At 67.5% G+C, this 23569-nt stretch carries 27 protein-coding genes and 1 pseudogene; 15 read left to right on the top strand and 13 right to left on the bottom strand.

All coding sequences use genetic code 11. The features are described from left to right. The first annotated feature begins 21 nt into the window (after positions 1-21). From C995_RS0109920 to C995_RS0109905, 3 genes are all read left to right on the top strand, one after another. Complete coding sequence (locus C995_RS0109920) at positions 22-288, top strand: YlcI/YnfO family protein (protein ID WP_018864793.1); 267 nt, start codon at positions 22-24, stop codon at positions 286-288. 22 nt (positions 289-310) lie between these two features. After that, positions 311-610, top strand: coding sequence for a type II toxin-antitoxin system RelE/ParE family toxin (locus C995_RS0109915; protein WP_018864792.1), 300 nt, complete (start codon positions 311-313; stop codon positions 608-610). A gap of 651 nt (positions 611-1261) precedes the next feature. Continuing rightward, positions 1262-2461: an NnrS family protein gene (locus C995_RS0109905; protein WP_018864790.1), complete on the top strand. Its 1200-nt coding sequence runs from the start codon at positions 1262-1264 to the stop codon at positions 2459-2461. 28 nt (positions 2462-2489) lie between these two features. Here the strand turns inward: C995_RS0109905 and C995_RS0109900 are convergent, their stop codons facing one another. The 3 genes from C995_RS0109900 to C995_RS0109890 all read right to left on the bottom strand — a co-directional run bounded on the left by C995_RS0109900 (position 2490) and on the right by C995_RS0109890 (position 4728). Then, positions 2490-3920 carry an RtcB family protein gene (locus tag C995_RS0109900; protein ID WP_018864789.1) on the bottom strand — a complete coding sequence of 477 codons (1431 nt, stop codon included), beginning with the start codon at positions 3918-3920 and terminating at the stop codon, positions 2490-2492. A 76-nt stretch (positions 3921-3996) separates the two neighbouring features. Then, positions 3997-4443, bottom strand: coding sequence for an archease (locus tag C995_RS0109895; protein WP_018864788.1), 447 nt, complete (start codon positions 4441-4443; stop codon positions 3997-3999). Between the two features lie 15 nt (positions 4444-4458). Continuing rightward, positions 4459-4728, bottom strand: coding sequence for a hypothetical protein (locus C995_RS0109890; RefSeq protein WP_231362424.1), 270 nt, complete (start codon positions 4726-4728; stop codon positions 4459-4461). 321 nt (positions 4729-5049) lie between these two features. Between C995_RS0109890 and C995_RS0109885 the strand changes: the two genes are divergently transcribed. From C995_RS0109885 to C995_RS14025, 5 genes and pseudogenes are all read left to right on the top strand, one after another. Continuing rightward, complete coding sequence (locus tag C995_RS0109885; protein WP_018864786.1) at positions 5050-5679, top strand: MarC family protein; 630 nt, start codon at positions 5050-5052, stop codon at positions 5677-5679. 116 nt (positions 5680-5795) lie between these two features. Beyond that, complete coding sequence (locus tag C995_RS0109880; RefSeq protein ID WP_018864785.1) at positions 5796-6629, top strand: M48 family metallopeptidase; 834 nt, start codon at positions 5796-5798, stop codon at positions 6627-6629. 82 nt (positions 6630-6711) lie between these two features. Next, positions 6712-7278, top strand: a complete 567-nt coding sequence (locus C995_RS0109875; RefSeq protein ID WP_018864784.1) for a DUF99 family protein — start codon at positions 6712-6714, stop codon at positions 7276-7278. Between the two features lie 107 nt (positions 7279-7385). Continuing rightward, complete coding sequence (locus tag C995_RS0109870) at positions 7386-8120, top strand: DUF72 domain-containing protein (RefSeq protein WP_018864783.1); 735 nt, start codon at positions 7386-7388, stop codon at positions 8118-8120. Between the two features lie 13 nt (positions 8121-8133). Further along, positions 8134-8232 (top strand): annotated as a pseudogene (locus C995_RS14025) (DUF3012 domain-containing protein); the annotation flags it as partial. 108 nt (positions 8233-8340) lie between these two features. Here C995_RS14025 and C995_RS0109865 read toward each other — a convergent pair. Together C995_RS0109865 and C995_RS0109860 are read right to left on the bottom strand one after the other, a co-directional pair. Beyond that, entirely contained in the window at positions 8341-9105 is a 765-nt protein-coding gene (locus C995_RS0109865; protein ID WP_018864782.1) for an SDR family NAD(P)-dependent oxidoreductase, read from the bottom strand. Between the two features lie 142 nt (positions 9106-9247). Further along, positions 9248-9634: a nucleotide pyrophosphohydrolase gene (locus tag C995_RS0109860; RefSeq protein ID WP_018864781.1), complete on the bottom strand. Its 387-nt coding sequence runs from the start codon at positions 9632-9634 to the stop codon at positions 9248-9250. Positions 9635-9898: 264 nt separating this feature from the next. Here C995_RS0109860 and C995_RS0109855 point away from each other — a divergent pair, with 264 nt between their 5' ends. Beyond that, positions 9899-10318, top strand: coding sequence for a hypothetical protein (locus tag C995_RS0109855; RefSeq protein ID WP_051075147.1), 420 nt, complete (start codon positions 9899-9901; stop codon positions 10316-10318). 46 nt (positions 10319-10364) lie between these two features. Here the strand turns inward: C995_RS0109855 and C995_RS0109850 are convergent, their stop codons facing one another. Together C995_RS0109850 and C995_RS0109845 are read right to left on the bottom strand one after the other, a co-directional pair. After that, positions 10365-11111, bottom strand: a complete 747-nt coding sequence (locus C995_RS0109850) for an RES family NAD+ phosphorylase (protein WP_018864779.1) — start codon at positions 11109-11111, stop codon at positions 10365-10367. A gap of 14 nt (positions 11112-11125) precedes the next feature. Continuing rightward, positions 11126-11485, bottom strand: a complete 360-nt coding sequence (locus C995_RS0109845; RefSeq protein ID WP_018864778.1) for an MbcA/ParS/Xre antitoxin family protein — start codon at positions 11483-11485, stop codon at positions 11126-11128. Positions 11486-11721: 236 nt separating this feature from the next. Here C995_RS0109845 and C995_RS0109840 point away from each other — a divergent pair, with 236 nt between their 5' ends. Both C995_RS0109840 and C995_RS0109835 read left to right on the top strand, forming a co-directional pair. Beyond that, positions 11722-12564 (top strand): M48 family metallopeptidase, encoded by an 843-nt coding sequence (locus C995_RS0109840; RefSeq protein WP_038070671.1) that lies wholly within the window; start codon positions 11722-11724, stop codon positions 12562-12564. A gap of 12 nt (positions 12565-12576) precedes the next feature. After that, positions 12577-12903 (top strand): DUF3634 family protein, encoded by a 327-nt coding sequence (locus C995_RS0109835; RefSeq protein ID WP_026279054.1) that lies wholly within the window; start codon positions 12577-12579, stop codon positions 12901-12903. Positions 12904-12944: 41 nt separating this feature from the next. Here the strand turns inward: C995_RS0109835 and C995_RS0109830 are convergent, their stop codons facing one another. Continuing rightward, positions 12945-13511 carry a Spy/CpxP family protein refolding chaperone gene (locus tag C995_RS0109830; RefSeq protein WP_026279053.1) on the bottom strand — a complete coding sequence of 189 codons (567 nt, stop codon included), beginning with the start codon at positions 13509-13511 and terminating at the stop codon, positions 12945-12947. A gap of 126 nt (positions 13512-13637) precedes the next feature. Then, positions 13638-15524 (bottom strand): DNA topoisomerase IV subunit B, encoded by a 1887-nt coding sequence (parE, locus tag C995_RS0109825; RefSeq protein ID WP_018864774.1) that lies wholly within the window; start codon positions 15522-15524, stop codon positions 13638-13640. Between the two features lie 333 nt (positions 15525-15857). Here parE and trxA point away from each other — a divergent pair, with 333 nt between their 5' ends. Further along, complete coding sequence (trxA, locus tag C995_RS0109820) at positions 15858-16733, top strand: thioredoxin (protein ID WP_018864773.1); 876 nt, start codon at positions 15858-15860, stop codon at positions 16731-16733. Between the two features lie 105 nt (positions 16734-16838). On the opposite strand, the gene C995_RS0109815 is transcribed toward trxA, so the two are convergent. The 4 genes from C995_RS0109815 to C995_RS0109800 all read right to left on the bottom strand — a co-directional run bounded on the left by C995_RS0109815 (position 16839) and on the right by C995_RS0109800 (position 20944). Beyond that, the gene (locus tag C995_RS0109815; protein ID WP_018864772.1) at positions 16839-17552 is read right to left on the bottom strand and encodes a DsbC family protein; all 714 of its coding nucleotides are present in this window, start codon (positions 17550-17552) and stop codon (positions 16839-16841) included. Positions 17553-17648: 96 nt separating this feature from the next. Next, the gene (gene xerD, locus C995_RS0109810) at positions 17649-18554 is read right to left on the bottom strand and encodes a site-specific tyrosine recombinase XerD (RefSeq protein WP_018864771.1); all 906 of its coding nucleotides are present in this window, start codon (positions 18552-18554) and stop codon (positions 17649-17651) included. 14 nt (positions 18555-18568) lie between these two features. Next, positions 18569-19384, bottom strand: a complete 816-nt coding sequence (locus tag C995_RS0109805; protein ID WP_018864770.1) for a slipin family protein — start codon at positions 19382-19384, stop codon at positions 18569-18571. A 39-nt stretch (positions 19385-19423) separates the two neighbouring features. Then, entirely contained in the window at positions 19424-20944 is a 1521-nt protein-coding gene (locus C995_RS0109800) for a nodulation protein NfeD (RefSeq protein WP_018864769.1), read from the bottom strand. A 137-nt stretch (positions 20945-21081) separates the two neighbouring features. On the opposite strand from C995_RS0109800, the gene mobA reads away from it, so the two are divergent. The 3 genes from mobA (at position 21082) to glp (ending at position 23522) form a co-directional block, all read left to right on the top strand. Beyond that, positions 21082-21648, top strand: coding sequence for a molybdenum cofactor guanylyltransferase MobA (gene mobA, locus C995_RS0109795; protein ID WP_018864768.1), 567 nt, complete (start codon positions 21082-21084; stop codon positions 21646-21648). 73 nt (positions 21649-21721) lie between these two features. Then, positions 21722-22258 (top strand): molybdopterin-guanine dinucleotide biosynthesis protein B, encoded by a 537-nt coding sequence (mobB, locus tag C995_RS0109790; RefSeq protein WP_018864767.1) that lies wholly within the window; start codon positions 21722-21724, stop codon positions 22256-22258. 19 nt (positions 22259-22277) lie between these two features. Further along, positions 22278-23522 carry a gephyrin-like molybdotransferase Glp gene (glp, locus tag C995_RS0109785; RefSeq protein ID WP_018864766.1) on the top strand — a complete coding sequence of 415 codons (1245 nt, stop codon included), beginning with the start codon at positions 22278-22280 and terminating at the stop codon, positions 23520-23522. The last annotated feature ends 47 nt before the right edge of the window (positions 23523-23569 follow it).

Raw genomic sequence — 23569 nt, 5'->3', positions numbered from 1 at the left:
ATACATGGCGAGGAGGTCGTTGTGGAGACACAGGATAAAAACACGACGTTGCCAGCCCTGCGGGTCAGCGATGGCTTTCGGCATCAGGTGGAGCAAGCCCTTGGGGAGGGAGAGACACTGTCGGCCTTCATCGAGGAGGCCGTGCGGCACGAGATTGACCGTCGGCGCGCCCGGGCCGGGTTCCTGGCGCGCGGCCTGGAGTCCGCGCGCAGCGCCCGGGAAACGGCGGAGTACTACCCGGCCCAATCGGTGCTGGACGATCTCGACCCTCTGTTAACCAAGCAGTAACCCGCCCGCTGGAGTCTCAAGGATGAGTTACTCGGTACGCTTCACGGCGCAGGCGCGCGAGGATCTCCTGCGACTTGTCGCTTTCCTCGCCGATCGCGACCCGGCGGCCGCGGCCCATGCCCGAGACGCCATCGGCGAGGCGGTGTCGCCACTGGAGCGCTTTCCGCTGAGCTGCCGCACGCCCGATGCCTCCCACCCGCGCATCCGCGAACTCCTGATTCCGTTTGGCCGCTCTGGTGATGTCGCCCTGTTCGAGATCGACGATGCCGAGACGGTCACCCTGCTGGCGTCTCGGCACCCGCGCGAGGACGACTATTTCTGATGCGCCCGGAGGCAATAACAGGACCAGGCCATTGGCTCAGAGGGTGTCACAGCGACCGCCAATCAATGGGCTTCCATGGAGCCATGACCGCGGACGACATGGCCATTCGCCATCCGAGAGGAGCTGCGCAGATGGCAATCACTGAAATTCGCGGGATCCGGGTGGGTTAGTCGCGAATGTTGTGGCCTGTACTTCTTCCCATTTTTGTTCTCGGGATGGCTGTCGCGATCCTCATTTCGCGGGATCGAGCGGGTTTCGGCACGCGCGCGTCGTATGCGTTGCTCGCAATCCTGGCGCCACTTGCGCTTCTTGCAGTGGGGAGCTGGCTGCAGGTGGGCCAGGCGTCCGGATGGCTGCTCAACGGATGGGCGATCCTGACTTTGGTCAGCCCCTACTTGGTGCGGACGCTGTATGTATTCCGGGAATCCCGCCGGGGCGTCAACGACTAATGCGGTCATCCGAACGAGCGGGGTCGGACCATGCCTTTTGCCCTTGGACCTCATCGAGTCGCTTCGCACAAGCGACCGGTGCCTTGCGGGCCGGCTCGCATGAAGCAGTAATAAAAATGCAAGATAATGGGAAGGGCCGATTTTCCGGGTGGTGCCCGTAGCGATGGCAGGTACCGGCTCGGCGGAGCCTAAGGGGGCAAACGTGAGGGTAAACATCGAGGTTCCGGGACAGTATCGCTTCGGCCTGAGCCACCTTGGCTTCCGCCCGTTCTTTCTGCTGGCCGGGCTGTACGCCGTGCTGGTCGCGGGTCTGTGGACCTGGCTCTACCACGTCGACATGGCGGCGCTGCCCACGGCCGCCTTTGGTGGGCCCTTCGCCTGGCATGGCCATACGCTGATATTCGGCTACGGGATGGCGGTCGTCGCCGGTTTTCTGCTCACGGCCGTGCGCAACTGGACCGAGATGCAGACGACCCACGGGCCCGCCCTGCTGGTACTGGCCGGGCTCTGGCTCGGCGGCCGGGTCGCGGCGTTGTTCGGGGACCCCGGGCTGGTCGCGATGGCGCTGTTCGATCTCGGCTTTACCCTCTGGCTGCTGGCCGCCCTGGCCCGCCCGGTGTGGAAGGCGCGTCAGTGGGGCCAACTGGCGGTGATCGGCAAGGTCGCCTTGCTGGGGGCCAGTAACGGCCTGTTCTATCTGGGCGCCTTCGACCTGCTCGACGGGGGGCAGCGCCTGGGGCTCTACTCCGGGGTCTACCTGCTGCTGTCGCTGATCCTGATGATGGGGCGCCGGGTGATCCCGTTCTTTATCGAGCGCGGGCTGGACGGGGCCTTTACGCCGGTGAACCGGGTCTGGCTGGACCGCCTGGCCCTGGTGCTGTTGCTGGCCTTCTGGCTGGTGGAGGTCTTCCTGCGCTGGCCAACGGTCGCGGCGGCGCTGGCGGCCGGTCTGGCCGTGGTGCATGGCGTGCGCTGGGCGGGCTGGCATACGCCGGCGCTGTGGGGCAAGCCGCTGCTCTGGGTGCTGATGCTGGCCTACGGCTGGATCGTGATCGGCTTTGCGCTGCGGGCCGCGGCCGAGTTCACGCCCCTCGCCCCGATAGCCGCGCTGCACGCCTTTACCTACGGGGGCATCGGCCTGATGACCCTGGGCATGATGACGCGCGTGGCCCTGGGCCATACCGGCCGCAATGTCTTCGATCCACCGCGCATCCTCGGGGTGCTCTTCGCCCTGCTGGCCATCGGGACGCTGGTACGGGTGGTCGGCCCCCTGCTCTGGCCGGCCCTGACCGCAAGCTGGATGGGCGCCTCGCAACTCCTGTGGATCGCCGCCTTCGCGGGATTCGTCTGGGTGTACGCCCCGATGCTGGTAAAGCCGCGCATTGACGGGCGTTACGGCTAGTGAGACGCCCTCTTCCGGCGGGACGTGTTCAGCCCTTGATGCACACCAGGGGCTCGACGCGGGCGACGAGGCGTGCAAGGCCGGCCTCGTGGGTGGCCTGCACGACCTCGGCGACGTCCTTGTAGGCGCCCGGGGCCTCCTCGGCCACGCCGCGCAGGCTGGGGCTGCGGATCACGATGCCGCGCGCGGCCAGTTCATCGACCAGGGCGCGCCCGCGCCACTGGCGGGTGGCCTGATGGCGACTCATCGCGCGGCCCGCACCGTGACAGGCGGAGCTGAACGACAGGTCCTCCGCCTGGCGGGTACCCGCCAGGATGTACGAGGCGGTGCCCATGGAGCCGCCGATCAGCACCGGCTGGCCGGCATCCCGCAGTGCGGCCGGGAGCTGCGGATGGCCAGGGCCGAAGGCCCGGGTCGCACCCTTGCGGTGCACGTAGAGTTCACGTTCGCGGCCGTCGATCACGTGGCGCTCGGTCTTGCAGGTGTTGTGCGAGACGTCGTAGAGCAGACCCAGCTGCGCCGCAGGCAGGACGTCGGCAAAGACCTGGCGGGTCAGGTGGGTGATGATCTGGCGGTTGGCCAGCGCGCAGTTGATGGCGGAGCGCATCGCCCCGAGGTAGCGCTGGCCCACCTCGGAACGAATCGGCGCACAGGCCAGTTCGCGGTCGGGCAGGTGGATCCCGTGCTCCTCGGCGGCCAGGGCCATCTCGCGCAGGAACTCGGTGCCGATCTGGTGGCCCAGCCCGCGCGAGCCGCAGTGGATGCTGACCACCACCGCACCCCCTTCCAGCCCGAAGGTGCGGGCTGTCTCCTCGTCGTAGATCTCGGTGACGTGCTGCACCTCAAGGTAGTGGTTGCCGGAGCCCAGGGTGCCCATCTCCTTGCGCTGCCGCTTGCGCGCGAGCTCGGATACCGCGTGCGGGTCGGCACCGGCCATGCGGCCGCGTTCCTCGGTGCGGTCGAGGTCGGTGTTCTCGCCATAGCCCTGGGAGACGGCCCAGGCGGCGCCGCCGTCCAGCATCTCGGTCATCTGCTGGTCCTGCAGGTGGATGCGGCCGGTGCTGCCGACGCCAGCGGGGACGGTGGCAAACAGCGCATCCGCCAGCTCGTGCTTCACCGCCTCGATGTCCTGGCGGGCGAGCCCGGTGTGCAGGGTGCGCACCCCGCAGGAGACATCGAAGCCGACCCCGCCGGCGGAGATCACGCCGCCCTCGTCGGGGTCGAAGGCAGCCACACCGCCGATCGGAAAGCCGTAGCCCCAGTGGGCATCCGGCATCGCATAGGAGGCCTGGACGATGCCGGGCAGCGTGGCGACGTTGGTGGCCTGTTCGGCAACCTTGTCGTCCATCTGGCTGATCAACTCGGCCGTGCCGTAGATAATCGCGGGGACCCGCATATCGCCCCTGGGCTCGAGCTGCCAGGCGGTGTCGGAGAGGCGGGAAAAGCGGCTCAGGTCCATGGTGTTCCTCCCGGCCTCGGGTAACCCCGCAACGGCCTTCAGGGGAAGGGACAACGGGCTGCCGCACACGGCGCGTTCAGATGTCGAGCACGCATTGTGCGAGCCAGCGCCCGTCGTCCTCGCGGCGCACGTCGAGCTGCGTGAAAGTGGCCCCCTTCACCTCCACGCAGGGCTGGTGACGCGCAACATCGGTCTTCTCGCCCCACGCCTCGGCCAGCAGGCGGTCGCCCTCGCTCCGCACGCGAAAGCGCGAGAACAGAAGACCGTTCACGGCCATCTCGTACACCAGGCCGTTGAGAAAATCATAGAGCAGGATTTCCGGGTCTGCGGCCTGCGCATGGATCTCCACGCGGATCTCCGGGCGCACGGCATCCGGATCGGTAATCACCGCGGTCATCGCGTGAGCAGCAGCGGCGAAGGCCTCGTCGAGGGTGCTACCGAACCCGCGCACACCCATATCGGCCACATGCGGGAAGTGCTCCCAGCGCTCCGCCGGGACCGGCCGTGGCGGCGTTGCGCTCATGCCGGCGGGCCCGTATCAGCGCATGCGCTGACAGGCGGCCAGCGGCCCCGCCCAGGCGTCGAGAAGCTGCTGGCGCACACGGGCATCGTCACAGCGGTGCAGTTCCTGTCGCGTGGCAGCGAAGGTGTGCGTGACCCAGCCATCGTCCGCAGCGCATTCGACCTGGATCTCCCAGCCACCGTCACGCGGCTCGACATCGAAGGTGTAGTTGCTCAGGTGCAATTCCTCCAGCAGGCCGCTGACGACCTCCCGGGCCCGGGCAACTTCCTCAATCGACAGCACCATGGTCTCCTCCGACATATTTCCCCGCAGCCACTGTCCGAACCGGCAGATGGCGTGTGCGAACGGCGGGCGCCACGTAGTGTCGGGGCGGGCCCATCCGCGCGGTCCGGCCCCTCGCGACGAGCGGCAGCAGACGCGCCCCACTCTCGAGGCCCGACATCGCTGTCACACCCGATCGGGCAGGACGCCTGGGCCTGCGCCCGTCATGCCGAGTCCGCAACAGGCTCGTGCATCTGCAATGATGTAGGCCATTGATGGCTCGCGTGCAACACAACGGCGGCCGCTGGAGCCTGGTACAGAACGCCAAAGGGAACGGGGAGAGTAATGCTGGAACTGGGTGTGGTCGCGCTGGCGACCTTCTTCGTGACCGTTGGCCCCGTGGACGTGGCGGTGGTCTTCGCCGTGCTGAGCCAGGGCATGACACGCGCACAGCGCCGCCGTATGGCCTGGCGCGCCGCGTTGCTGGCGACGGGCATCCTGATGCTGTTCGCCCTGCTCGGCGAGTCGCTGCTGTCGCTGCTGGGCATCACCATGCCGGCGCTGTACACCGCCGGCGGCATCCTGCTGTTGCTGATCGGGATCGACATGGTCTTCGCCCGCAGCTCCGGCGGGGTCTCGGCAACCCCGGCGGAAACCACCGAGGCACGCAGCCGGGGCGACATCTCCGTGTTCCCGCTGGCCACACCCATGCTGGCCGGGCCGGGCGCGATGGGGGCGGCGATCCTGCTGATGAGCCGGGCCGGCGACGACTGGGCAGCCCAGGCCGTGGTGCTGGGCGCGCTGGTGGCGATCATGGTGCTGGCCCTGATCTGTCTGCTGGTGGCCTCAAGGCTGCAGCACCTGCTGGGAGTGACCGGCGCCCATGTGCTGACACGCATCCTCGGCGTTCTACTGTGCGCGCTGGCCATGCAGTTCATGTTCGACGGCCTCGAGAAAAGCGGCCTGCTGGGGTAGGTTCGCAGGACCGCCCGGGGCCGCAGGTCTCCGGCCGGAAAATCCTCTATGCTCGGAACAAGGCGGCCCGTGTGGCCGGGGGTGGGCCCCTGCCACCACCCGCGGGAGGGCAAGCCATGCGTTCCAGTCTTGCTGTGCGGCGCCAGTCCCTGGCGATCATGCTGCTGGTAGTGGTGAGTTTCGCGCTGGCGGCCTGTGCGCCGCGGGTGACGGTGCAGGAGGAACGCGCCCTGGGGGCGGATCTGGCGCGGCAGATCAACCAGGAGCTGCCGATCGTCGACGACCCGGCGATCGACCGCTACATCAACCGGCTGGGCCGTTCGATCGCCCGCGTGGCCGACCCGCACGGTGACTTCGACTATACCTTCTACGTTGCCAACACCCCGGAGATCAACGCCTTCGCCGTGCCGGGCGGGCATGTCTATGTCTATCGCGGACTGATCGAACGCGCCGCGAACGAGTCGCAGCTGGCGGGGGTGCTGGCGCACGAGGTCGCCCATGTGGTGGAGCGCCACGGGATCGAGCAGTGGCAGCGGGCGCAGCAGGCCCAGCTGGGGCTGGCGGTGCTCTACGGCATCCTGCTGAACCGCGACCCCGGGGCCATCGAGCAGGTGGCGATCCAGCTCGGCGCCGCGGGGGTGTTCGCCGGTTACAGCCGCACCGCCGAACGCGAGGCCGACGATCTGGCGATCGGCTACCTGGTGGACGCGGGGATCCATCCGGCCGGGTTGGTGGAATTCTTCGAGGTGCTGCTGGCGGAGCGTGACCGCGACCCGGGACGCCTGGAGCAGTTCTTCGCCACCCACCCGACCACGCGCGAGCGCATCGAGCGCACCCGGGCGGAGATCGAGGCGCTGCCGCCGGGCACCCTCGCCGGGCTGCGGCGTGACCACGACGATTTCCAGCGATTCCGCCGGCAGGTGAGCGCGCTGCCCGACGGCGGGACCTGACGGCGCGTCCGGCGTCGCCGCATGCGCTGAACAAGGCCGGGATGACTTTGTTCGGCACTGCCCCGGAGGGAGTTGGAAGGAGATGCAGGAGCGCCTTTCGCATATCGCAGGTTTCGACGACGCCCCCTTCGCCCGACGACATCGGGGCGACGTGATGGTGGTGGGCACGGTGTTCGCCGGCGCGCGGCTGGACGGGGTGATTTCGACCCGGGTGCGCCGCGATGGGGCCAACGCCACCGTGCGGCTAGCCGAATGCCTGCTGGCCAGCCCGTTCGCGCCGCAGCTGCACGCAATTTTGTTGCAGGGGATCGCCTTCGCCGGCTTCAATGTGGTGGACCTGCGGGCACTGCGCGAACGTACCGGACTGCCGGTGCTGGTGGTGACACGCCGGGCGCCGGATCTCCAGGCGGTGCGCCGGGCGCTGCTGGAGCACGTGCCGGGCGGCACCCGCAAGTGGCGGCTGATCGAGGCCGCCGGGCCAATGGAACCGCTGGCCGGGCTGCAGGTGCAGCGCTGCGGGATCAGCCGCGAGGCGGCGGGGCACTTGCTCGAAGCGCAGCAGATTCACAGCCGGCTCCCGGAGGCGCTGCGGGTCGCGCACATGATCGCGGGCGGCGTAACCGCCGGGGTCAGCCGCCATCGGCCATGACCATGGACACACAGGCCGTGTTTCGCGAGCAGTTCGGTTTTCAGGTGCCTGGGGATGAACCGCACGGGACGCCTGCACTCGTGTCAGGCCAACCACGAGGGTGACCGTTGGCTCGCGCGTATATCGGTACCTCCGGCTGGAACTACCGCGGGTGGAAGGACGACTTCTACTGCGGGATTCCGCAACGCGAATGGCTCGCGCATTGCGCGCGCCACTTCACCGGGCTGGAGATCAACGGCACCTTCTACCGCCTGCCGGAGTTGTCCACCGTGCAGCGCTGGGCCGACCAGGTGCCGCCCGAGTTCGGCTTCGCGATCAAGGGCAGCCGCTACGTCACCCATATCCGCCGGCTGAAGGACGCCGCGGATTCGGTTCGGCTGCTGCGCGAACGCATGCAGCCGATGGGCGCGCGGCTGCGGGCGGTGGTGTGGCAGCTACCGGCGAACTTCCGTCTGAACCACGAACGTCTGGAGGCGTTTACCGCCGCGCTGGGAGGCTGGCCGGAGGTACGCCACGCGATCGAGTTCCGCCACGTCAGCTGGTTCAGCGATGCGGTGGCGGAGCAGCTGGAGGCGGCGGGTGTCGGCATCTGTCAGTCCGATGCCCCGGACTGGCCGTGCTGGGAGGCGGTGACGAGCCCGCTGGCCTACTGCCGGCTGCACGGCCATACGCGCACCTATGCCTCGGCCTACAGTGATCGCCTGCTGGAGCACTGGGCCGGACGGGTGCGCGAGTGGATAGCACAGGGGCGCGAGGTGCATGTCTACTTCGACAACGATGCCGAGGGGGCCGCGCCACAGGATGCCCTCCGCCTGATCGAGCGACTGCAGGATGCCGCCTGAGGCATGACAAACAGGTGGTCCCGCCTCGTGCGAGGCCATGGCCAACACGCCCCAGGCCCAATGGACGATGAACGACGCCTTCGCCTTTGCGAGCCACTGCGTGGGGCGCTGATGCGGGTTTCCGGCGTAAGTCCCGGAGCCCCGCCTGGGGCTCGACCGACAGGTTGCCGCGGCCCCTGCGGGGCGCGCAGCACGATAACGAATGGCGCACCCCGGCTGACTACTGCGAGCAGAGGCCGCCGTCGACGACGTAGGTGTTCCCGGTGCAGCCGGAGGCGGCGTCGGACAGCAGGAATACCGCCATCCCAGCGCATTCCTCGTTGCTGACGTAGCGGCCCAGCGGGATCCGGGCCTCGAAGGACTTGTGCACCTCGTCGGCGTGGCCCGGGTTCGCCTGCTCCTCGATGGACTGCATCATGCGGTTGGCAACGGGCCCGGGGTTGAGCGTATTGACGCGGATGTTCTCCGGTCCCAGCTCGGCGGCCAGGCACTTCATCATACCCACCACCGCGTGCTTGCTGGACACGTACGGCGAGAGGCCGACGGCGCCGCGCAGCCCGGCCACGCTGGATGTGATCACGATGCTGCCGCCATTGCCACGGCGCAGGGCCGGCAGGGCCGCCTCCGCGCCCAAGCGCACGCCATGCACGTTAACGGCGAAGACCTTTTCCCAGGCCGAGTCCGAGCGGCTGTCGAACGGGCCGACCTCGCCTTCGATCCCGGCGTTCAGGAACACGCCATCCAGGCGCCCGAAACGTTCCAGCGCGGTCGCGACCATGCGCTCGTTGTCCTCGCGCCGCGTGACGTCCACGGCCAGGCCCACCGCCCGTTCGCCCAGGGACTGGGCAATGGCCTCGACCGGCCCGGCCTCACGATCGGTAATCACCACACTGGCACCCTGCTCGTACGCCATGCGCGCCGTGCTCTCGCCAATACCACCGGCGCCACCGGTGATTGCGATCACTTTTCCTTCCAAGGGACTCATGCTGTGTCTCCTTCGTCATGCAGTCGGGTAACCGCGGCAAGGCGCTCGCGGACAAAAACATTATCAGGCCGGCAAAGGCCCGGTATCTTGATGCGGGTCACGACTCTCTCCGCATACGCCTCCCGGCGGGACGAAGAACGATTTACAGGTTCGTGTACTTGCGCGCGCGGCCACGCGCCTTGTCCACCGGGTATTTCTTCGCGTTGGTTTCCAGCTTGTCGTTCGCGGCCTGTACGAGATCGATGTCCAGCTTGCGGGCCAGCATCAGCAGATAGATCTGCACATCCGCGATCTCGGACCGGACCTCCTCCAGCGCCTCGCCGGACAGGCCGCGCGACTGCTCCTCGGTCAGCCACTGGAAGTGCTCGATCAGCTCGCCGACCTCGCCTGCCAGCGCCATCGAGAGATTCTTCGGCGAATGGAACTGCGCCCAGTCGCGCTCCTCGACAAACGCCTCCAGCCGCGTCGCCAGCTCATCCAGTTCGCACCTGGTGGTCGACCCCATGGTCATCGCTCCCGTCGCATCCATTTCTCTGGACTCGACACCGTAACGAATCCGCTCGCTTCGGTAATAGCCCTGCCTCGCGCCAACCCGCCCGACACGGCATACGCCGAAATTCGGTAAGGTTTCCCGAACCGGCTTTTCAGCCCGGCAACAAGAGCGCGAAGGACTGCACCGATGGGACTATCAGACCGCAATTACGACCGCGACGGGCCACCACGGCGGAAGCGGACAAAGAGAGGACGCGCAACCCCCGAAGCGCTGCTGGATCGCAGCAGCAAGCAGCTCCTGCTGGTCGGGCTCATCCTGGCGTTCGTACTGGCGCTGGCGTACCTGGTGCATTACCACATGCAAATCCGGGCGGTGAACAACATGCTCGAGCGCCTGGGCCTGATCCAGGCCGAGACCGCCGAACGGCTCGTCACCCCGGCAGTCGACGCGCTGCACGAGCGTCAGGAACGCCTGCAGATCCAGCGCCAGCGCGAGCAAGCCGCCCGACAACGCGAGGCACAGCAAGCGCGCAGAGAACGCGCGTTCGAGCGCGCCTTCGTCGAACAGTACGAGGTCCCGGAAGGCTGCGATAGCTGGGACTCCCAGGCCCAGATGGTCGAATGCACCAACCATCGCATTCGGGCCCGCCAGGAGTTCAGGGCCGAGTTCTTCGGCGAGTCCACCCCCAACCAGATACTGCTGGAAAGCGGACCACGGTAGCCGCGATCACCCGTGGCGACCGGACCACAGCGCCCGGGAACAACACTCAGGCCGGTAGCGGCAACCCACCCTGATGGAGGAACCGGGTCAGCGGGAAGTCGTGGAATGTGCCATCGCCAGGCTTGAGAAAGCGGACGTGCTCGGCGGTGAGCTGACACAGCCAGGGATCCTGGCGTGCAGGCTTGTTGCGGGTGAATGGACGCGGGCTGTAGAGCGCGAGATTCAGGCCACCCGCGGTATCGCGGGCGGATGTGTATTCGAACAGCTCGATACCGGCCTCGCGCAGGATCGCCCCCAGGGCCTGGGTGGCCTGATAGTCGGCGGGGTGGCGCAATCGCTCCGCGTATTGCGCGAATGGCGGCTCCTGGAGCCGCAGACCGTCAGCACTTTGATAGCGGGCGGCGAACAGGGTGTGCTGGGTGTCGAGCTTGCGCGCCGGCGGCGTGGCCATACCGTGCCAGAAGACGAAGCGGTAGTAAGCGGCCTCGGCCAGGACGGTGCGCTCGCGCAGGGCACCATAGAACAGACTGGGCTCATGGCGCCGGCCAAAGCGCGAACCGTGGCGCAGTGGTGGATAACGAAACGGGGTCGCCAGCAGATAGTGCAGCCGCTCGGTACCCGGGCGCAGGGGCGGCTTGGTGGCCTCCAGCATCTCTTCCAGTACGGCCTGGCGGTCGAGCGAGGAGACAAGCTGGTTGGTGGCCACCTGCTCCTGGCTCTCGACCAGGCGCAGGACCTCGCCACGCAGCGTGACGCGCGGCGCCGTTGCCACCAGCGCATTCCAGTCCGGCATGGCAGTGCGCCGACTCAAAGCTTGCCGCGGATCGCGTCGAGATACTCCAGAACGCCGACCAGCCCCTGCACCGTGCGGATCTGCTCGGCCGGCACACCACCCGTGTGGTGGTTCCGCGTGTGCATCCAGTGCTTCATCGCAGCGGGATCGCCACCCGTCAGGACGTACAGGGCGCGGTAACAGCGAATCAGCAACAGCGCGAGCTCACCCGGCTTGCTGGCCGGGTCGATATTGCCCCGGCTGATGTCCGTGCGCCCGCGCCCGACGACCGCACCCAGGTCCGCCTGGGTCAGGCCCAGCGCCTTGCCGGCATTGACCAGTGCCTCGCGCAGGACATCTGCACGCTCCGCAGCCGGAATCGTTGCGACACTCACAGGCGACCTCCATAAACGTCCGGTTGCACAATTCCTGCAATTATGTGCTTGACGCACATTATGGACCCGCAGGCTCCAAAGCGCCAGTCACAAGGGTTCTCGACGTGCCTTGCAACCCGCAACGGGCGGAATGTCACGAACCGGACGTGCGCCGGCGTGACGGGGCTCCCGATCCACGACAAAACCCTCTAATGTTGGGAAGTGAGCAGACGCAATCGACCAGAAAGAGGCATGGTATGACGGCAATCGGGATGCGAGCGGTATATGGGCGACTTGCCGCCGTCTTGGCACTGGCCGGGATGTTTGTGCTGGCGAGTGCCTGCGCACCACGAGTATCGGTGCAGGAGGAGCGCCAGCTGGGCGAGGAGCTGGCCGAGGACCTGAACGCGGAGCTGCCCATCGTCGAAGAGCCGGCCATCAACGACTACATCAATTCGCTGGGGCGCTCGATCGCGGCGGTAGCCGATGACCGCGAAGAGATCGACTACACCTTCTATGTCGTCAACGGGCCCGACGTGAATGCCTTCGCGGTGCCCGGCGGCCATATCTATGTCTACCGCGGTCTGATCGAGCGGGCCGATGACATGTCCGAGCTGGCCGGCGTGCTGGCGCACGAGGTCGGGCATGTGGTGAAGCGCCATGGCATCGACCAGTGGCGCCGCGCGCAGCAGGCGGAAATGGGGCTTGCCGTCGTCTACGGCGTGATTCTCGGACGCGATCCTGGCGCGGCGGAGCAAGTCGCCGTGCAGGTCGGCGCGGCCGGCGTATTCGCCGGCTACAGCCGCGAGGCGGAGCGCGAGGCGGATGACGTCGCCATTGGCTATATGGTGGATGCCGGCATCCACCCCATCGGCCTCGTCTCGTTCTTCGAGACCCTGCTGGACGAGCGCGACCGCGACCCCGGCCGGGTCGAGCAATTCTTCGCCACCCACCCCACCACCCGCGAGCGCGTCGAGGACACCCAGGCAAGCATCGACGCGCTCCCGGAGGAAACACTGGACGGACTGGCGCGAGACAGCGATGATTTCCAGCGCTTTCGCCGCCAGGTCGAGGCACTACCGGAACCGGAGTCGGATTAGACCAACATGTCCATGCTCACCGCCTTACTGCTGATGATCGCGCTGCTACTGGCCGCGGCGGCATTGATCATCTGGCAGGCCAGCATCCTGTTCAGTCTCGAGATCGTGGACGGCAAGCCGCGGGCGCGGCGCGGCGACGTGCCCATGCACTTCGAGCATACCGCTCGGGATGTCGCCCGGCGCTACGGGATCCAGCGCGGGCGCGTGACCGCCATGCGTACCCGCGAGGGCGCGCGCCTGCGCGCCTCCGGCTCCATCCCCCGCGAGGCGCAGGGCGAGCTGCAAACCGCCCTGAAGCGCATCAAGCTCGGTCGCCGCAAACGCCGCAAGCGCCGCTAAACGAGTACGGGGCGCCGATCCGCGCCCTCGTACGGCACGGATCAGTGGCTGTGATGATGGCCGTGATCGTGCTGATGATCGTGCGCACCGGGCCGATCTTCGTCGTAGCCACGGGCACGCTGGTAGGCCTCCTTCTGCTCGTCAGACAGCAGCTCGTCCATTTCCAGGTGGTAGGACAGGTGGACGTGGCGTAGCCGCCCACGCAGCTCGCCGATCTCGACCGTCAGCGCCTCGATCTGGTCGCTGGTGATCTCGCGCGAGGCAAAGCGCTCGTCGAGTTCACGCTCCAGATCGACGATCCGCTGCCCCAGCTCCCGCGCCTGCTCGCGCATGGCATCGAACAGCCGCTCGGTTTCCGCCTGCTGTTCCGCGTTGAGGTCCAGTTGATCGGCCACCTCCAGCACGTGTTGCGGACCGGGATAGCCATGTAACTCCGCCGGCAGGGCCATTCCCAGCCCCTGCCCGTCCAGCAGACCCTCCTGCTCCTCGGCCGACAGGGCCTTGATCTCGCGGTCCTGCATCGTCATATACGGATTGGCCAGCGCGGGCGCCATACAGCCGGCCAGCGCCAGTCCGAAAACCCAGCGCATGGGGGACAGAGATTTCATCGGGGACTCCATGGGTGATGCTTCCTGGGGCATGACGCCTGATCGAGCCCAAAGGGATGGCCGGGTTCCGCCACAAGCCGCGGGCAACTGTCCGAGCGCGGACACATGTATTGGCATGTAATCTCGTTAAACGGCGACGTCGGCCAGGTGGCCCTTGCCTTCCAGCCAGGCGCGGCGATCTGCGGCGCGCTTCTTGCCGAGCAGCATGTCCATCAGCTGCTGGGTGTCATCGGCGGCGTCCAGGGTGAGCTGCACCAGACGCCGGGTGTCCGGGTTCATCGTGGTCTCGCGCAGCTGCAGCGGGTTCATCTCGCCGAGGCCCTTGAAGCGGGTCACGGCGACCTTGCCCTTCAGCTTTTCCGCCTCGATGCGCTCCAGCACGCCGGCCTTCTCGTCGTCGTCCAAGGCGTAGAAGGTCTGCTTGCCGACATCCACGCGATAAAGCGGCGGCATTGCGATGTACACATGCCCGCGCTCGACCAGCGGTCGGAAGTGCCTCAGGAACAGCGCACACAGCAGGGTGGCGATGTGCGCGCCATCGGAGTCGGCATCGGCCAGGATGCAGACCTTGCCGTAACGCAGCCCCTCCAGGCTCGCCTGGCCCGGATCCACGCCCAGGGCGACGGAGATGTCATGGATCTCCTGTGATCCGAGCACCTGATCCGGGTCGACCTCCCAGGCGTTCAGGATCTTGCCGCGCAGCGGCATGATCGCCTGAAAATCGCGGTCGCGCGCCTGCTTGGCGGAACCACCGGCCGAGTCGCCCTCGACCAGGAACAGCTCGGTGCGCTCCAGGTCCTGGCTGGCGCAGTCGGCCAGCTTGCCCGGCAGCGTCGGGCCCTGGGTGACCTTCTTGCGCACCACCTTGCGCCCGGCGCGGCTGCGCTTCTGCGCGTTCTGGATCGCCAGTTCGGCGATGCGCTCGCCCTGCTGCGGGTGCTGGTTCAGCCACAGGCTGAAGGCATCCTTGACCACGCCGGAGACGAACGGCGCGGCCTGGCGCGAGGACAGCCGCTCCTTGGTCTGCCCGGCAAACTGCGGGTCCTGCATCTTGAACGACAGCACGCAGGCAACCCGCTCCCAGACGTCCTCCGGCGCCAGCTTGATCCCGCGCGGGAGCAGGCTGCGGAACTCGCAGAACTCGCGCACCGCATCGGTCAGGCCGGTGCGCAGGCCGTTCACGTGGGTCCCGCCCTGGGGTGTCGGGATCAGGTTCACGTAGCTCTCGCTGACCACCTCGCCGCCCTCCGGCAGCCAGGTGACGGCCCAGTCCACCGCCTCGGTGGCGCCGGCCATCGAACCCATGAACGGCTCCTCCGGCAGGCGCTCCAGGCCGTCCAAGGCCTCGACCAGGTAGTCGCGCAGGCCCGCCTGGTAGCACCACTCGCAGGCCTCGCCGGTGGTCTCGTCGCGGAAGGTGACGGTCAGGCCCGGGCACAGTACGGCCTTGGCGCGCAGGATGTGCTTGAGCTTCGGCACCGAGAACTTCGCCGAGTCGAAGTACTGCGGGTCCGGCCAGAAATGCAGCGTGGTCCCGGTGTTGCGCTTGCCGACCTCGCCGACCGCCTCCAGGTCCTGCGTCTTGTGCCCGCCGGCGAAGGCCATGCGGTACTCGCGCCCGTCGCGCTTGATCTGCACCTCGAGCTGCTGCGACAGGGCGTTGACCACCGACACGCCGACCCCGTGCAGACCGCCGGAGAACTGGTAGTTCTTGTCCGAGAACTTCCCGCCCGCGTGCAGCGTGGACAGGATCACCTCCACGCCCGGACGATTCTCGCGCGGGTGCAGGTCCACCGGCATGCCGCGGCCGTCATCCGAAACAGAGACCGAGTCGTCCTTGTGCAGGATCACGTCGATGCGTTTCGCATGGCCGCTGATCGCCTCGTCCACCGAGTTGTCGACCACCTCCTGCGCGAGGTGGTTCGGGCGGGTGGTGTCGGTATACATGCCCGGGCGCTTGCGCACCGGGTCCAGCCCCTCGAGGACCTCGATATCGGATGCGGAATAGCTCACACAAACCCCTTTGTTGATATGGATCGTGCCCCGCGCCAGGCACGGCCTCGGCCATCATGCACCGTCATTGCGAGGAGCTGCAGGCGACGAAGCAACCCCCCAACGAAACCCCCGGCGTTGGTCCGGGCCAGCGTCGGGGCCGCCCGCGGAGATCGCCACGGCGCTGCGCGCCTCGCGATGACGAGGCTGGCTGGTATTACGTTGCCGGCGACCCGTGCGCCGAACTGTGCGCAGCGTACCAAAGCCCGCCGGGGAAAGGCTGCTTGCAATCCCGGTTCCGATCCCAACAATGCAGGGCAGATTCCGTATCCCCGCCTTCACAGGAGGTTTCCGATGGAAGAAGCCGCAAGCGTAACCGGCGAGGACATCCTCGACGTCACCCAGGAAAGCTTTCAACAGGCCGTACTGGACGAGTCGCACCAACGCCCGGTGGTGGTCGACTTCTGGGCCGCCTGGTGCGGGCCGTGCCAGCAGCTGATGCCGCTGCTGCAGCAACTGGCCGCGCAGTACGCCGGCAAGTTCCGCCTGGCCAAGGTCAACAGCGACGAGCAGCAGGCCCTGGCCCAGCAGTACGGCGTGCGCAGCCTGCCCACCGTGATGGTCTTCCGCCACGGCAAGCCGGTGGACCAGTTCATGGGCGTGCAGCCGGAGCCGAACATCCGCGCGATGATCGACCGCTACCTGGAAAAGCCCTCGGACAAGATCCTCGAGCAGGCGCGTGAACAGGCCAGGACCGGCGACGTGGACGGGGCCCTGGCCACGCTCAAGGCCGCACTCGAGGAAGACCCCGACAATGGCGACCTGCGCATCGAGCTGGCCCGCGCACTGGCCCAGTCCGGCGATGCCGAAGCCGCCGAGGCGGAGCTGAACAAGCTGCCGATGGACCAGCACGAACAGGACGCGGTGAAGGAATTGCGCGCGCGGCTGGTATTCGCGAAGACCGCGGCGGGCATCGACCCGCAGGCCGTGGCAAAGGAGATCCAGTCCGGCGACCCCAGTCCCGAGGCGCTGGAGAAGATGGCCGCCTACGCGATGCTCTCCGGGCGGGCCGAGGAGGCGCTGGGGCTGTACCTGCAACTGATGAAGCAGCACCGCGCCTACAACGACGGCGCCGGCCAGAAGGGCCTGCTGGCCGCATTCAAGGTGCTGGGCGATGACCATCCGCTGGTCGGACAGTACCGACGGCAGATGGCCTCGCTATTGTATTGATAAGGCAAGCCGCCCCATCCGCGCGGACGGGGGCCTCGTGGGCAGCCCCGCTCCCGCAGGTGCTGCATCGGCCAGAGGGCTGGCCTCCTACAGGGAGGTGCTGGCTCAGCTACCGCCGATGATCCGCTCGATCACGGCCTCCGGCTCCTGGTAGCCGGACATCTGCTGGCCGTCCTCGGTGATTAGCGCCGGGGTCCCGCGCACGTTCAGCTGCTGCCCCAGCGCCATGTGCATGTCCTGCGGGGTGTCGCAGCTGCCATCGATGTCTTCCAGCTTGTCGCCGACCTTGGCGCGATCCATCGCGTCCTCGCGATCGTCCGCACACCAGATGCGGTCCATGATCTGCGGGGAATCACGCCCCAGCACCGGGAACATCAGGTAGCGCACCTTGATCCCGGCCTCCAGGTACTGCGGGATGTCCTGGTGAAGCTCGCGGCAGTAGGGGCAGTTCGGATCGGTGAACACGTTCAGCACGCCGCGGGTGTCGCCGTTCGGCGAATAGACGACCAGCTCCCCGTCGTCGATCGCGGCAAACATGTCGGCACGCACCCCGCGCAGCGATTCCTGGGTCAGGTTGTCGCGGGTTTCGAGATCGATCAGGTTGCCTTGAAGCAGATACTGACCGTCCCCTGAGACATAGAAGATCTCGGTGCCGTAACGCACTTCAAAGACCCCTTCCATGCCGGTTTCCTGGATGCTGTCGATCTCGGCATCGGGGATAACCTGCGCCATGCGTTCCTCGATGGCATCGGTCGCAGCGGCGGTGGAGGTGAAGGCGGCCAGCAGGATGGCCAGGGGCAGTGCGCGTTTTACAAACATGGACTCTCTCGTGGCTGTGCAGGAAAAGGGGGCCAGTCTAGCAGGCTCACCAAATGCGGCCCGCGGGATTCCGGCGCAAGACTGGACTAGTAGACGTCAGCCGCGGGGATGATGTTCCGCATGCAGGCTCTGCAGGCGGGCGCGTGCGACGTGGGTATAGATCTGCGTGGTCGACAGGCTGCTGTGGCCCAGCAGCATCTGCACCACACGCAGATCCGCGCCATGGTCCAGCAGATGGGTCGCGAACGCATGGCGCAGGGTATGCGGCGACAGTGGCGCCTCGATGCCGGCCACCCGGGCGTAGTGCTTGATGCGATACCAGAAGGCCTGACGCGTCAGCCCCCGGCCACGCCGGGTCACGAACACGGTATCCACCGGCGGGTGGCCAGCCATCAGCTCGCTGCGCGCCTCGCGCAGATAGCGTGTCAGCCAGTGCACGGCCTCCTCCCCCAGCGGCACCAGGCGTTCCTTGTCGCCCTTGCCGGTCACGCGGACCACGCCCTGGCGGCTGTTCACCTCGGACTGTTCCAGACCGACCAGCTCGGACACGCGCAGGCCGGTCGCGTACATCAGCTCCAGCATCGCGCGGTCGCGCAGGCCGACCGCGGTATCCAGTTCCGGGGCCGCCAGCAGGGCGTCGACCTGGCCCTCGGACAGGCTGTCCGGCAGCGGCCGCCCGGCGCGCGGGGACTCGATCCCGGCGCTGGGGTCATCCTCGCGCTCGCCCTGGTGCACCAGATAGCGGTAGAACCGCCGCACGCTGGACAGGGCACGGGTGATCGACTTCGGCCTCGCGCCCGCCTGCATGCGGGCACTGACGAATCCCAGCAGGTCGGCACCACTCGCCGCCTCCAGTGCGACCCCGCGCCCGTGCAGCCAGCGCGCCAGGGCCTCCAGATCGCGGCGATAGGCCGCCAGGGTGTGATCCGACAGGCCCTCGACCGCCCAGAGTTCGTCGAGGAAACGGTCGAGGGTGTCGGACTGGACAGCCGCGACGGTCACTTCCCGTGCTCGGCCTACGGGTTGCCTCCCGGGTTAGCAGGATTGCCCGGGGCTTCCGGGTTCTCCGCGCGGAACTTGCCGGCCAGGTTCTCGAACACCTTGGTCAGCTCCAGCGGCAGCGGGAAGAAGATCGAGTTCGCGTTGCCGTTGGTCGACATGTCGGACATCGTCTGCAGGTAGCGCAGCTGCAGCGCGGCCGGACTGGACTCCATCTTCTGCGCCGCCTGCACCAGCTTCTCGGCCGCCTGCAGTTCGCCCTCGGCGTGGATGACCTTGGCACGCCGTTCGCGTTCGGCCTCGGCCTGGCGGGCGATCGCGCGGATCATCGAGTCGTCCAGGTCCACATGCTTGATCTCGACGTTGGTGACCTTGATGCCCCAGGCATCGGTCTGCGAGTCGAGGATCTCCTGGATGTCGTTGTTCAGCTTGTCACGCTCGGAGAGCATCTCGTCCAGGTCATGCTTGCCGAGCACCGAACGCAGCGTGGTCTGCGCGAGCTGGCTGGTCGCGGCGTAGTAGTCCTCGACCTGGATCACCGACTTGGCGGAATCCACCACGCGGAAGTACAGCACCGCGTTCACCCTGACCGTCACGTTGTCCTGCGAGATCACGTCCTGGCTGGGCACGTCCAGGGTGATGATACGCAGGTCGATCCGGACCATCTGCTGGATGCCCGGGATCACGATGATCAGGCCCGGGCCCTTCACCGACTGGAAGCGGCCGAGGAAAAAGATGACACCGCGCTCGTACTCGCGCAGCACCTTGATCGACATCACGATGATGGCGACCAGGATGACTAGCGGGACGACAAAGAAACCGAGATCGTTCATGTCCTGCTCCTTCTGGGTTGTAGGCCTTGCGGCGGCGGGTCAGCCGGCCGACGCAGCGCCCGGGGTGTCCTCTTCGGTCACGGGTTCGACCCGAAGCCTGAGCCCTTCGATGGCGGTCACGCGCACCTTCTGACCTTCGCGGACCGGTGCCGAGGTCTCCGCGTTCCACTGTTCGCTGTGGACCCAGACCCGACCGCTGCGGTCGAAGTCCTCGCGTGCCTCGCCGACCATGCCGATCATCTCTTCATAGCCGGTGGCGGGCTTCTTGCCGCGCAGGCTGAACAGCCGGCCCAGCACCCAGACCGACAGGATGCCAATGGCGATCGCCGTACCGACCACCAGCGGGATCGCCACATTCAGCTGCGGGTCGTCCCACAGGATGATGGAGCCAACGATGAAGGCCACGATTCCTCCTATGCCCAGCGCCCCGAAACTGGGTACGAAGGCCTCTGCAATCATGAAGATCATGCCCAGCAGCATCAGCGCCAGGCCCGCGTAGTTCACCGGCATCACCTGCAGCGCGAAGAACGCCAGGATCAGCGCAATCGAACCGATCACCCCGGGATAGATCGCGCCCGGATTGGCCAGCTCGAAGATGATGCCGTAGATCCCGATCAGCATCAGGATATAGGCGATGTTCGGGTTGGTGATCAGCGACAGCAGCTGGGTGCGCCAGTCCGGATCCATGCGCACGATCTCCAGCCCCTCGGTGGCCAGCGTGCGCTCGCCGTCGTGCATGCGCACGGTATGGCCGTCGATCTGCGCCAGCAGGTCGTCGAGGTTGTTCGCGACGAAGTCGATGACGTTCTGTTCCAGCGCGGCGGTCGCGGTCAGGTTGGAGCCCTCGCGCACCGTCTCCTCGGCCCACTCGGCGTTGCGATCGTAGCGCTCGGCCAGCCCGCGGATGTAGGACACCGCGTCTTCCAGGATCTTGCGCTCCATCGCATCGTCGCCCCGGCGTGGCGAGGGGGGATCGTCGTCCAGCAATTCTTCCTCGGTGGCCGGCTCGACCTCGCCGTTGTCCCCGTTGCCATTACCGTTGTCGCCGTTGTCCCCGTTCTCGCCGTTGCCATTGTCGTTGGCCTCGTCGACCGCTTCTTCTTCCTCTTCCGGCGGATCCATGCCCGGCAGGCCGCCCCCGCCCATTTGCACCGGCGTGGCGGAACCAAGGTTGGTCGCCGGGGTCATCGCGGCGACATGCGAGCCGTAGAGGATGTAGGTCCCGGCGCTGGCCGCGCGGGCGCCCGAGGGATGGACATAGGTAACCACCGGGACATCCGACTGCAGGATGTTGCGGATGATGCTGCGCATGCTGGTATCCAGCCCGCCGGGGGTATCCAGCATCAGCACCATGATCTCGGCGTCCTCGGCCTCCGCACGCTCGATACCACGGCGGATGTAATCCCCGGTGGCTGGACCAATGGCATCTTCCACGGTCAGCACCAGTGCCTGCCGTTGCCCGGTGTCCGCCAGTGTGGACACCGCCAGCCAGCCAGCCCCCAGCAGCAGGAACGCCAGCCATATTGCGGTTCGCCAGAGGCGCATGCCGCCTCGCTTCATGGGCTTCCTCTCCCGTCGGTCCTGTTTCGTCGTACACTCGGCAACGGTTCGCCCGGTACGCACTCCCACCCTAAACCATAGGCTATTGCGCCGCTGATTCCCCAATCCCGATGTCCGCATCCCAAACGAACAAGGCAATGCATCGGCCACTCGGCCTGATCCTGGCCGGCGGGCGGGGGCAGCGCATGGGCGGGCGCAACAAGGGCTGGGTGGAGTACCAGGGCCACCCACTGGTGGAACAGGTGATCGAACGCCTCCGGCCGCAAGTGGACTCCATCGTGATCAGCGCCAACACCGATATCGACCGTTATCGCGCGCTGGGGTTTCCCTGTCTGCCGGATACCCGCCCGGACTATCCCGGACCGCTGGCCGGCATCGCCACGGCATGGGCGCACTACCCCGGGCACACTCTGCTCTGTGTCCCGGTGGACGCCCCGCACCTGCCAACGGACCTGGCCAGACGCCTGAGTCAGACACTGGAATCCGGCAACGCCCCAGCCGCGATCGCCCACGACGGCGATCGCCTGCAACCGCTGTTCTCCCTGCTCGGGCCCGAGCTGGCCGCGCGCCTGGAGGCGGACCTCGCGTGTGGATCGCTGGCGGTCGGCCGCTGGTTCCACGACATCGGTGCGACCGTGGTCGACTTCTCCGACCAGCCCGGGGCCTTCATCAATCTCAACACCCCCGAGGATCTGGTTGGTTGAGCGCCCATTCCCTTCCGCTACAACCGGTTGTCGCTATACTCGGGCGGGCTCAAGGAAACGCAAGCATACCGCCATGATCCAGCACCCGACCAGCCTCCCGCGCATCGGCTTTGCCGCCTGGAGCGGCAGTGGCAAGACCACCCTGCTCAAGGCCGTGATACCCGCCCTGCGCGCCCGCGGCCAGCGCCCGGCCGTGATCAAGCATGCCCATCACGCCTTCGATGTGGACACCCCCGGCAAGGACAGCTACGAGCTGCGCCACGCCGGCGCGGACCAGATGCTGGTCGCCTCCTGCCGACGCTATGCGCTGATGGTGGAGACCCCGGAGACCGACGATGGCCGCGTGCCGGACCTGGACATGCTCTGCTCGCGCCTGGACCCGGAGCGCACGGACCTGATCCTGGTCGAGGGCTTCAAGCAGGCCGACCTGCCGAAGATCGAGGTCCACCGTCCCTCTGTCGGCAAGCCCCCGCTCTACCCGGAGGTCCCCGGCGTGATCGCGGTCGCGACCGATGCCACCGAACTGGACTTCGACGGCCCCCTGCTGCCGATCAACGACCCCGATGCGGTCGCCCGCTTCATCATCGACTACTTCAACCTGCACCCCTGATCCGGAGACGCCGAGCGCCATGTCCGTGCCCAGCTGCGACGAGTTCGACCCCAACGCCCTGACCCTGGAGCAGGCGCGCGCCGCCATCCTGCAGGCCTGCGATGCGCTGGCCGAATCCGAGACGGTGCCGCTGGCATCGGCCCTCGGACGCACCCTGGCCGAGCCGATCGCCGCCCGCATCGACGTCCCGCCAGCCGCGGTCTCCGCCATGGATGGCTATGCCCTGCGTGCAGACGACACCGTCGAGGGCCGCGAGCTGATGCTGGCCGGGACCTCGGCCGCCGGGCACCCCTGGGACGGCACGGTGGCACCGGGCCAGTGCGTGCGCATCCTGACCGGGGCCGTGGTCCCGGAGGGGGCCGACGTCGTGATCATGCAGGAGCAGATCGAGCGCGTCGGCGAGACCGGGATCCGCCTGCACAACGGCGGCCTGGCGCCCGGGCACAACATCCGCGGCCCGGGCAGCGACACCGCCAGCGGTACCGCTCTGTTCGACCAGGGGCAGGTCATTGGCGCCGCCGAGATCGGCGTACTGGCCAGCCAGGGGATCGCGGAACTGCGCGTGCTGCGCAAGCCGCGCGTCGCGTTCTTCTCCACCGGCGACGAGCTGGTGCCGCTGGGCGAGCCGCTGGGCCCGGGCCAGATCCACGACTCCAATCGCCACACCCTGCGCGCGCTGCTGGCGTCCTACCCGGTCGAGGCGCTGGACTACGGCGTGATCCGCGATACCGAGGCGGCGGTGCGCGAGGCGCTGGAGCGCGCCGGACAGGAGGCGGACCTGATCATTACCACCGGTGGGGTCTCGGTCGGCGACGCCGACCACGTGACCCGCGTGCTCCAGGCCTCGGGGCAGGTCGGCTTCTGGAAGATCGCGATCAAGCCCGGCCGCCCGCTGGCCTTCGGGCGTTTCGGCAACGCCCACTTCCTGGGCCTGCCCGGCAACCCGGTGGCGGTAATGACGACCTTCGCGCTGCTGGTACGCCCTGCCCTGCAGGCCCTGGCCGGACGCGACACCACGCCGCCGCACACCATCAGCGCGCGCCTGGTGGAGGACCTGCGCAAGACCCCCGGGCGCAAGGACTTTCAGCGGGCCGTGCTCGCCACCGATGAGCGTGGATGGGTCGTACGTTCGGCCGGCGGCCAGAGCTCGCACCAGCTGCGCGCGATGAGCGAGGCCAATGCCTACATCGTGCTTCCGCGCGAGTCCGACGGGGCGCGCGTGGGCGAATGGGTGGAGGTGCTCCCGTTCCGGGAGGTCTTCTGATCGCCGCATCCTCGATGGATGCGGACCGGAGGCTCCACCTGGAGGGC

Source organism: Thioalkalivibrio sp. ARh3 (genome assembly GCF_000377265.1).
Lineage (GTDB): Bacteria > Pseudomonadota > Gammaproteobacteria > Ectothiorhodospirales > Ectothiorhodospiraceae > Thioalkalivibrio > Thioalkalivibrio thiocyanoxidans.
This window is presented reverse-complemented; position numbering and strand designations above follow the sequence as displayed.